Source organism: Chamaesiphon sp. GL140_3_metabinner_50, from assembly GCF_025361915.1.
Taxonomy (GTDB): Bacteria; Cyanobacteriota; Cyanobacteriia; order Cyanobacteriales; family Chamaesiphonaceae; genus Chamaesiphon.
The window spans coordinates 1-9,290 of the sequence record NZ_JANYJC010000243.1 but is presented as its reverse complement, the minus strand read 5'-3'; the positions used below and the strand labels follow the sequence as shown (position 1 = coordinate 9,290).

The window sequence follows — 9,290 nt, the reverse complement described above, 5'->3', positions numbered from 1 at the left end:
TTGTCTGCAATTTAGGATCGTCAATGACTTTGCCTAAATTCATCGTCCCCTCTAATGGTACTGCGGGTTTGATGTCGATCGAACCTGTCGGATTGAAGACGACATTAAAATTACCGATCGCTTGATTGGCATCGGGATTTTTAATGGTGAGTTTGGCTAAAGGAGTCAGATTAGACTGGGTAGCATTTGTCGTCCCTGCGGGCTGATAATCGACGATCTGACCGTCTTGATTGACCTTTACTTGAAAATTAGCAGCCTGCTTAATTTGACTGCTTTCCTGCCAATTTTGGCGCAGATCTCGTTGCAATTTACGTTCGAGAAAACCGATTTGGGTGGCTTCGGTAATTTTGCCAGTTTTACTAGGTACGGCACTACTCGGCGCGGGTGTTGTCGTTGCTGCTGGTTTGGGACTAGCGGCAGGTACGGTTGGTGGCACCGATGTAGGTTTAGCTGGTGCGGTGGTTGTCTGAACGATCGATTTGGGCGCGGGGACTTGCGGCGAGGGGAGCGCGTAACCAATCAGGCTAGCAGCTACCAAGCTCGCTACTCCCAAGCCTAGCGGCACAGCCTGTGCGGCAATCGGCTCGGCAATAGCTTTGCTGATGGGTTGGAGCGGAATCATAATATCTGGCAAAGTGCGTTTGTCTGCCAAAAATTGATCGATTGCTTCTAAAAGATCGAAGAGCTGAATTGTGGATAAATTTACCTGTGTCGGTTTACCAGCCGAGCTTGGATCTATTCCTTTAGGATCGTTGCTGGCATCTACAGTCGCTTGAAGCTGATGGATATTATTGCGAGATCCTTTGACTAACGATACCAAACTAGGAGCTGCTGTGGCTCCAGCGGGATGAGGAATCCCACTCAAAAATTCTTGAGCATAATTGCTGACTGTGGTAACTAAACTAGTCAGGAAATCGCGCCCGCCGAGTAACGGCTGTTCGCACCCGGCAAAGTGACATTCAGCATTAAATAAACTGGACATAACCGGGCGAGAGTCGGGGATACCAGTGGTGGAGTTGCCATCACTGAACCCGTCTAAAACGAGCGTACAGTTTGGCAAACTATACTGGCGGCGAATAGTCATGGTAATGTTGCTTCCGTAAAATTGGGGGTTATTGAGTCGATTATATCAAAGTGCCGATCGTCATCTCACCAGAGCGATATTTCTATAGTACCCAGCTCTCGATTTAAGTGGATAGTGGATAGTGAATATTGAATAGTGGTTGGTAGATAGTTATTCGGATCGAATCCCGCCAGAAATGTTCCCAACTCCTTACTCCCAACTCCCATCTCCCATCTCCCAACTCCCATCTCCCAACTCAGATCGCCTGAATCCACTCCTTAACTTCATACTCCGTCCAAATGCCATTTACCCAGTACGGATCGGATTCAATCAGGTGGCGGACTTGGGCGATATCGGTGGCTTCATAGATGCCAAAAACTTTAGTCAGATCTTGAGTCGGGCCGATCGTTACTAGGATACCATCGGCTTTTTGCTGCGCTAGTCCAGCTAAATGTGCCTCTCGATAGGGCGATCGTTTCGTAACGACATCTTCACAATAACTACCCCACAATACGTATTTAGTCATGACTAGGCGATCGATAAATTCAGAGTATTATAGCCCGATCGCACTAGACATTCGGTAATTGCTTCATCTATAGATAAATGCTGCCCGACAAATTGAGTTAATCGAATTCGATAATACATCTAAAAATTATTGAGGAAGTGGTGCTAATCGATCGAAGACTGGGCACAATACTCTAGGAATCTCTCGGATCGCCATGTCGATCGCGATTGACAGGGTGACAAATTCTCGATTCGAGCTACTTTGTCTGGAAAACAGCTTAACTAGTAGCTTCACAGTTTTATCTACTATCCACACCGGAGTTATCGATCGTGCCTAATTCAATTTCTAACCGTCAAAATTTGGGCGGATTCATTAGTGCTGTTTGCTTCAAGTCTGTCATCACTGGGATGGAAGAAGCTCTGGGCGAAAAAGCCACCGCAATTGCCTTAATTGCCGCCGGACGCGCGCGGGGTAAAGATGTCGCTCAGAAGTTAGGTTTGTCTAATTCTACCGCCGATTTCACCTCGATCGCCAGTCAATTAAATGCCGCAGTCGGTCAAGATGGTACTCGCTTAACTGCTGTCGAAAAAATCGTTCAAGACGGCGAAGTTATTAAAGTTTACTGTTCGGAAACAGTTTGTTCTGCTGGTGAGCCTCAAGGTTCCGATCGTAAATGTACTTTTACAATGGGTGCAGTTTGGGGCGCAGTGAGCGAAATTACTGGCAAGAGATTACGCGGTGTGCATACTGAATCGATCTTACGCGGTGGCACTCACGATGTATTTGAATTTAGCGTTATCGAGTAATACCGACAATATAAGTTTAGATTTAATTGCTGCCGATCGGATTAAGGGTGCGATCGTGGTCAGGCATAATTAGCAAAGCTTTCAGGATATATACATATATATATACTGTTGCGATTGCTACATATTTCGGACAGATTAGCGACCGATATCTGCCAGTCCTAATTTTTTATTAAATGTTAGTAACTAATGTCTGTGTGGGAAAGCTAACTAGAGAAGCACATAAAAAAATTGTTACCTTGCTGCCAGAGCTGTCAATCTGAGAGCCTAGGTTTAACTCGTTTCAATTTCTTATCTATTCTCTACCGAAGTTATTAATTATGTCTAACGCACTTACCAGTCGCGCTACATTAGGACAATTCAGCAGCATTGTTTGTTTCAAAGCTGTCATCACTGGAATGGAAGAAGCTCTGGGCGAAAAAGCAACCGCAATTGCCTTAATTTCGGCTGGACGCGAACGCGGCAAAAATGTAGCTAAAAGCTTGGGTTTGTCTGGTTCTACTGCCGATTTTGCGTCAATTGCCGCTCAATTAAACGAAGCAATTGGGGCGAATGGTACCCACCTAACTGCGATCGATAAAATCGTTGATGACGGCGGTGTGCTTAAAGTTTATTGCTCGGAAACTGTTTGCTCTGCTGGCGAACCTCAAGGTTCCGATCGCAAATGTACTTTTACGATGGGTGCAGTTTGGGGCGCAATGAGCGAAATCACTGGTAAAAAGCTACGCGGCGTGCATACCGAGTCGGTTTTACGCGGTGGTACTCACGATGTATTTGAATTCACCGTGATGGCATAATACTGGCGAAATCGAAGACCTATTTTCAATTTAACTTACTCAATCATTATAGGAAAATCATGGGCGCAAGTGCAATTGGTGGAATTTTACAGAATTTTGTATCGGGAACTGCTGATGTTCAAGGTGCCGCCTTGGTATCTCACGACGGCTTACCACTAGCCTCCAGCTTGCCTGGTGCAATGGATGAAGAACGGACTTCGGCGATGTCTGCGGCGATGCTCTCGCTCGGCGAGCGGATCGGTAAAGAATTATCCCGTGGTACCGTCGAAAAAATCATGGTAGAAGGTACCGATGGTTATGGCATTCTGATCGGTTGTGGCGAAGATGCTGTCTTCCTCGTGTTGGCAAATCAATCTGCTAAACAAGGATTGTTAATGCTAGATATCAAACGCGCTGTGACTGAAATCAAAGCCGCATTGAACTAATTAGTTCGTAATGTCGATCTTGGTGAAGTCAGATCCCCGACTTCTCAAAAGAAGTCGGGGATCTGGTGCGTCTTAGCTAGTCGATCGGCATTAAATTTTCTAAATTAAATTTATCTAATAAAAAACTTTTGCCCCGATAGATTTGAGCTACGACTGGGTATACTCTCTAAAGTAGTAGTTTATAAGTCTTAGTAGATAAATATTTATAATATGTTGGAGCTATAAATGTCCCTAGCTGGTTATTTATCAGAATATTCATTAGCCGAAATCTTTGATTTCGTGCAAGAGGGTAATAAAACAGGCGTGCTATCGATCGAACCAGATCGAGGCTTGATGAAATCGTTAAGCGATATTTATTATCTCTCATTTCAAGGCGGACGCATTGTATCGGTTGCCACCAGCGATGGTGCGCACAATCGAGGTTTGCTCAAAATGATGGCACAACGACGGTGGATTCCCGCCGAGCAAGTTGCGGGTATTGAAACACAGGTAGATTTGTTGAGCCAACCATTGGGTACCTACCTCAAATCGCGAAATGTAGTCAATGCCGAGCAACTGACATTGATGTTTAACTCGCAAGTAATTGCCCCTACTTGTAAGTTATTTGAAATTCATCACGGACAGTTTAAATTCGATCCGCAAGCACCATTAGCTTATGGCGAAATGACCGGGTTGAGCATGGCAGCCAAAGAAGTCGCTCTATTAGGGTTGCGGATGCTCAAAGACTGGCAGGGTTTAGCAGCCAAATTACCCACCCCCGAATCGGCACTCCAGAGATTGTCCTCAAAACCGACAGTACGCCTAGATACACCAGAATTTCAAGTCTGGAATCTCGCACTTGGCGAAATGTCACTCGTCCAAATTGCCACAAAATTGGGCATGGAGCAAAACAAAGTTTGTCAAATTGGCTTTCGACTTAGTTCGATTGGCTTAGTGCAAGAGGTTGCCGCCGAGCCGCCACAACCGCAGCTCGATCGATCTAAATCGGCACCAAAACCAATCTGTGTGGGTGGTGGGAATGCTCAAGCTCCCGTCTCTACCTCGTTTCTCACTAACTTAATGGGCTTTCTCAAGAAAAAGGGTTGACAAATAATGGAAATTATGAATTTAGTGGTCACCGGAACTGTAGGTGCGGGTAAAACCACATTTATTCGGTCTGTAAGTGAGATCGAAGTTGTCGATACCGATCGTCGCGCTACAGATGAAGTAGCCGATATGAAGCAAAATACCACGGTAGCGATGGATTTTGGTACCCTCCAATTTGGGGATGAGATGGCATTACACATCTATGGTACTCCAGGGCAAATCCGGTTCGATTTCATGTGGGAGATTTTAATCGAGCGCGCTCATGCCTATATCTTGCTGATTGCAGCGCATCGTCCGAGTGAGTTTCATCACGCGCGACGGATTATGAATTTTATGAACCGAAAAGCCCAAATTCCGATGATTATCGGCATCACCCACAGCGACTGTGAAGGTGCTTGGACGCAAGACGATATCGCGCTGGCGTTGGGATACCAAGATAGCACACAGCAACCGCCGATCGTGCTAGTAGCTGCCAATGATGGCGAATCGGTAGCAATATCGCTGATTGCGTTGGTCGAACATTATATGCAAATGACTGCGGCTGCGGCTGTGGCAGTTGAAAGTTGACGACAGTGCTGCTAGAAACCCGACTTTTTGGAAAAAGTCGGGTTTTTTGTCTTAACCCAGATGGAGTGTATCGATCGATCCTATTTAATTAATGGTCGATTTTTTTATCGATCGGGTTAGATCCAGATTGGGAATGGGCACAATAGCTTGTAGGGAAGTCTATCGATCGTCTAGACATATTCGTTTTTATAGAGCGTGGAAATATCAATGTCCCTAACTGGCTACTTATCGGAATACTCATTAGTCGAAATCTTTAATTTCGTCCAAGAGGGTAATAAAACAGGCGTACTGTCGATCGACTCCGATCGCTGCTTGAGTAAATCTGTCGATAATGCTTATTGCATCTCATTTCAATGCGGTCGGATCGTGTCTGTAACTAATGGGTTGAAATCATCCGATCGAGGCTTGCTCGAAATGATGGCGCAACGACAATGGCTCTCTTTAGAACAGGTGACGGGGCTATCGTTTCATGCCACCAGACTAGAGCAACCATTGGGTACTTATCTCAAGTCTTGTAATTTGCTAGATACCGAGCAACTCAAGTTACTTTTTGACGCTCAAGTAACTGCAAATATTTGCAAACTATTTGGCGAAGGTCATCACGGACGGTTTCGATTCGATCCGCAGGCATCATTAGTATATGCTGAAATGACTGGCATTAGTTTGATGGCTCAAGAGGTATCGTTACTGGGGTTAAGAATGCTGCGCGACTGGAGTAGCTTGAGTGCCAAATTACCCGCAGCCGAATCTGCACTCCAACGCTTATCTGCAACACCGCCGACGCTGCGGCTCGATACTCAAGAATCGAAAGTCTGGAAACTCTCATTAGGTGAAATGTCGATCGTTCAAATTGCCGAACTGTTAAAGTTAGGAATCGATCGCGTTCGACAGATTGGCTTTCGATTGAGTGCGCTCGGATTAGTAAACGAGGTAGTACTTGCCCTATCGCCGCCGATCGTCAGTACCACTACACCTGCGGGTGCAGGCAAAGCTCCCAAGCCAGTATCTACCTCGTTCCTGAGTAAATTGATGGGCTTTTTAAAGAAAGCTTAGGTGATTTCCGATCGAGAATATACCGTCTCAACTATGATTGATATGATTAATGGATAGACTAAAATTGTCGGTTAGCAGTCCATCAAAGTCGATCGGTCGATCATTTTAATCATAGTTCAGACAGTGGTGCGTGCCCTCCTTTGTTTACCGTTCGCGTAGCGTCTCGCAGAGAAGGTTTAGCGCAACAGCGACGCATCGAATGGGAGGTTCCCTCCCAGTTGTGTGCGTCAAGACAAGACAATATTAAGGGAGAATTATTCCCAAAAATCACCTTAATTCTCCAGTCCCCCTATTCCCTATCCCCTATCTCCTCGACTGGTGTTGGTAATTGCAGCCGCTCTGCTGACGTGCTGGCATTGAGTTGATGCTGTGGTACTGCCAAAGTATCACTAATTTGTGGCTGTGCTTTAGCAGCATTAGCTTGGACATTCATATTGCTATTATGTGCGGCGGTAGACCATTCTTTGGCAAGACTGATGATATCTGAAGGAATCATTACTAGGGTAGTGGTGTTATTTTCTGCGCCGATTTCGGTCAACATTTGCAACCGTCGTAATTCTAGTGCTGCGGGATTTTGCATCATCTCTTGCGCGGCTTCACTCAGTAGTTTAGATGCTTCTTGTTCGGCTTCGGCTTTAATTAATCGGGCGCGTTTTTCGCGTGCGGCTTCGGCTTCTTTTGCCATCGCACGTTGCATCGAAATTGGAATTTCGACATCTTTAAGTTCGACACGCTCGATCTCGACTCCCCACGGTTCGGTAATTTCATCGACGATTTCTTGCACTTTCGCGTTAATTTTATCGCGTCCCTGCAACATTTCATCTAAGCTATGTTGACCGACAATATTGCGGAGGGTGGTCATCGAAGCCTGATATACTGCCACTTGGTAGTTTTCAACTCTCGCGATCGCTTTCATCGGATCGATAATGCGATAGTAGAGTACGGCGTTAATTTTAATAGTAACGCTATCGGCGGTAACTGCTTCTTGAGGCGCGATATCGACAGTTTTTGTCCGAATATCGACCTGAACTTTTTGATCGAGAACTGGCACGATAAAATACAGTCCGGGGCCTTTGATTTGTTGAAATCTGCCCAAGTGGAAAATTACCCCACGCTCGTATTCCCGATCGACTCTAATTCCCGATTTAACAATTGCGGCTAACATCGCCGCCGCGATCGCGAGTCCAAATCCTTCCATAATTTTTAATTTTTAATTTTTAGGTTTTAGGTTTTAGGTTTTAGGTTTTAGTGGATGTATTTCGGAACTGCGTTCCAGATTTTAAGTAATTGCACTCCTTACTCCTTACTTCTTACTCCTTACTTAATTCCCAATCCCCAATCTCCCAGCCAACTCTGGGCTAAAAGGAATCACGGTTGCAGCCATCAAGAATAGAGCTATTAATGCCAGTGCGGCGCGGGTGTCGTTGGGTTCGGTGATTTCATCTAAACTAGGACGCTCTAGTGCGCGTTGGAGAAACCCAACTAAAATCAACCAATAAAAAATCACTAAATTAGTAGGATTGAAAAAGGCAACAAAGCCGAGAATTACTAGCGTAATTAGCGTGCTGCGTTGAGCTGTTTTGCGTCCGTAGATGGCTTGAATCATTCTCCCGCCGTCTAGCTGTCCGGCTGGCATTAAATTGAGCGCATTAATGACCAATCCCAGCCAACCGATGACTACCAATGGATGAATCGAGATCGTCGCCTGATTAATAGTTGCACCTAAGACAATTTTAGCGATCGTCCCGACTAAAATCGAACCCTGAAAAAATTGAGATGGAATTTCTAATCCACTGCCAGAATTAGATAATAATAACCCAACAACTAACATTATCAGTGAAATTAGTCCACCAGCGGCAGGGCCAGCGAAAGAGATATCAAATAGGGTACTACGATCGGGTAATAAAGATTCAAATCGGGTAATTGCCCCGAATGCACCGATTTGTCCGGTGGGGAGAAAAAACGGTAGCCCGATTTTGACTTGGCGCATTTGAGCGAGGACGCGATGCCCCATTTCGTGGGCGAGTAAAATCGTCCAGATGCCCAATGTCAGAGGGAGAACTTCGCGGAATCGCTCTGAATGTTCGTAAAAATCAAAGCCTAAAAATACGCCCATCGCTTCTAAACTCGTCGCGATCGTGGCAATGAATAATATTATGCCAAGAATCTGTTGTCCGATCGTCGCTGGTTGCGGATCGTTGAGACTCGGCAATACTACCACTACCGGACGATCTTCGGGATCGGCGACCAGAAATAAACGGTATTTATCGCCGACTTTACCTGTTAATTTATCTGTCAATCGCTGATGGACGGTTGCCGCCTCCCCGCGCAAGTTACCTTTAAAAATTGCCCCCTGTTGATACGCTAGCGTCTCGGTAGCATAAAAAGTATCGATGCCAAAAATGCTTTTAATGCCGCTTAAATCTGCATCGGGCATCTTCAGCATGTCGAAGGCGATCTCCGGGTCTTGCAGGTCATTTTCAGTCGATTTGCCTGGTTGTTTTTCCTGGTACTTCCGCTGGCGTTGTTGCATCCGCTCGGCAATTTTGACCGCTACTTCTGGATCTTGAGCAGCGATTCTAACCTGAGTGCCCAACCAAATATACAAACCAGTTGAAAGCAGCAGCAGCAGCAGGATGCCTGCGAGATTAATGTAAGTGCCAGCAGCTAACGCCCCAAAGCTCAACAGCCACGGAATCATCAGCACGGCTGACTGCAACCACGACAAAATCCCAAATTTACCCAAGTCTCGATTCCGATAATAACCCCAACCCAAGATGACGAGCGAGACGATTAGAAGTGCGATTGTTGTTGTATTTGCTGCTGTAATCATTTGTGATAGTGAGATACAAGAAATCGGATCCGCTGTCGGCTCCCTACCTATAGGATGACAGCAATATTCCGTAGCGGCTACTACCGAACATTGACAGCATTACTAAGGAGTAAGGATTAAATAACTCGCGTAGGTTGGGTTGAGCCTCGAAACCCAAC

General features: G+C 45.6%; 11 protein-coding genes. 6 read left to right on the top strand and 5 right to left on the bottom strand.

What is annotated here, in order from left to right; genetic code table 11:
* From Q0R35_RS12135 to Q0R35_RS12125, 3 genes are all read right to left on the bottom strand, one after another.
* Nucleotides 1-1,084, bottom strand: a 1,084-nt coding sequence (locus Q0R35_RS12135; RefSeq protein WP_295618247.1) for a DUF4335 domain-containing protein, incomplete at its 3' end; no start/stop codon positions are given.
* Nucleotides 1,085-1,319: 235 nt separating this feature from the next.
* A complete protein-coding gene (locus tag Q0R35_RS12130; RefSeq protein WP_295618244.1) occupies nucleotides 1,320-1,589 on the bottom strand; it encodes a YciI family protein in 270 nt (89 codons plus the stop codon).
* Nucleotides 1,590-1,715: 126 nt separating this feature from the next.
* Nucleotides 1,716-1,862 carry a hypothetical protein gene (locus Q0R35_RS12125; protein WP_295618242.1) on the bottom strand — a complete coding sequence of 49 codons (147 nt, stop codon included), beginning with the start codon at nucleotides 1,860-1,862 and terminating at the stop codon, nucleotides 1,716-1,718.
* Nucleotides 1,863-1,897: 35 nt separating this feature from the next.
* Here Q0R35_RS12125 and Q0R35_RS12120 point away from each other — a divergent pair, with 35 nt between their 5' ends.
* The 6 genes from Q0R35_RS12120 (at nucleotide 1,898) to Q0R35_RS12095 (ending at nucleotide 6,299) form a co-directional block, all read left to right on the top strand.
* Complete coding sequence (locus tag Q0R35_RS12120) at nucleotides 1,898-2,374, top strand: hydrocarbon-binding protein (RefSeq protein ID WP_295618239.1); 477 nt, start codon at nucleotides 1,898-1,900, stop codon at nucleotides 2,372-2,374.
* Between the two features lie 317 nt (nucleotides 2,375-2,691).
* Nucleotides 2,692-3,168 (top strand): hydrocarbon-binding protein, encoded by a 477-nt coding sequence (locus Q0R35_RS12115; protein WP_295618236.1) that lies wholly within the window; start codon nucleotides 2,692-2,694, stop codon nucleotides 3,166-3,168.
* 59 nt (nucleotides 3,169-3,227) lie between these two features.
* Complete coding sequence (locus tag Q0R35_RS12110) at nucleotides 3,228-3,593, top strand: roadblock/LC7 domain-containing protein (protein WP_295618233.1); 366 nt, start codon at nucleotides 3,228-3,230, stop codon at nucleotides 3,591-3,593.
* Nucleotides 3,594-3,818: 225 nt separating this feature from the next.
* A complete protein-coding gene (locus Q0R35_RS12105) occupies nucleotides 3,819-4,679 on the top strand; it encodes a DUF4388 domain-containing protein (protein WP_295618230.1) in 861 nt (286 codons plus the stop codon).
* Nucleotides 4,680-4,685: 6 nt separating this feature from the next.
* Entirely contained in the window at nucleotides 4,686-5,246 is a 561-nt protein-coding gene (locus tag Q0R35_RS12100; protein WP_366944876.1) for an ATP/GTP-binding protein, read from the top strand.
* Between the two features lie 207 nt (nucleotides 5,247-5,453).
* On the top strand, nucleotides 5,454-6,299 hold the full coding sequence (locus Q0R35_RS12095) for a DUF4388 domain-containing protein (protein ID WP_295618224.1): 846 nt from the start codon (nucleotides 5,454-5,456) through the stop codon (nucleotides 6,297-6,299).
* Between the two features lie 289 nt (nucleotides 6,300-6,588).
* Here the strand turns inward: Q0R35_RS12095 and Q0R35_RS12090 are convergent, their stop codons facing one another.
* Together Q0R35_RS12090 and Q0R35_RS12085 are read right to left on the bottom strand one after the other, a co-directional pair.
* The gene (locus Q0R35_RS12090; RefSeq protein WP_295618221.1) at nucleotides 6,589-7,497 is read right to left on the bottom strand and encodes a slipin family protein; all 909 of its coding nucleotides are present in this window, start codon (nucleotides 7,495-7,497) and stop codon (nucleotides 6,589-6,591) included.
* Between the two features lie 123 nt (nucleotides 7,498-7,620).
* Nucleotides 7,621-9,132, bottom strand: a complete 1,512-nt coding sequence (locus Q0R35_RS12085) for a site-2 protease family protein (RefSeq protein WP_295618218.1) — start codon at nucleotides 9,130-9,132, stop codon at nucleotides 7,621-7,623.
* Nucleotides 9,133-9,290: the final 158 nt, after the last annotated feature.

Coding starts and splice junctions, on each gene's coding strand:
- Q0R35_RS12105 (WP_295618230.1), top strand. CDS start 3,819: ATGTCCCTAGCTGGTTATTTATCAGAATATTCATTAGCCGAAATCTTT.
- Q0R35_RS12085 (WP_295618218.1), bottom strand. CDS start 9,132: ATGATTACAGCAGCAAATACAACAACAATCGCACTTCTAATCGTCTCG.
- Q0R35_RS12090 (WP_295618221.1), bottom strand. CDS start 7,497: ATGGAAGGATTTGGACTCGCGATCGCGGCGGCGATGTTAGCCGCAATT.
- Q0R35_RS12095 (WP_295618224.1), top strand. CDS start 5,454: ATGTCCCTAACTGGCTACTTATCGGAATACTCATTAGTCGAAATCTTT.
- Q0R35_RS12100 (WP_366944876.1), top strand. CDS start 4,686: ATGGAAATTATGAATTTAGTGGTCACCGGAACTGTAGGTGCGGGTAAA.
- Q0R35_RS12110 (WP_295618233.1), top strand. CDS start 3,228: ATGGGCGCAAGTGCAATTGGTGGAATTTTACAGAATTTTGTATCGGGA.
- Q0R35_RS12115 (WP_295618236.1), top strand. CDS start 2,692: ATGTCTAACGCACTTACCAGTCGCGCTACATTAGGACAATTCAGCAGC.
- Q0R35_RS12130 (WP_295618244.1), bottom strand. CDS start 1,589: ATGACTAAATACGTATTGTGGGGTAGTTATTGTGAAGATGTCGTTACG.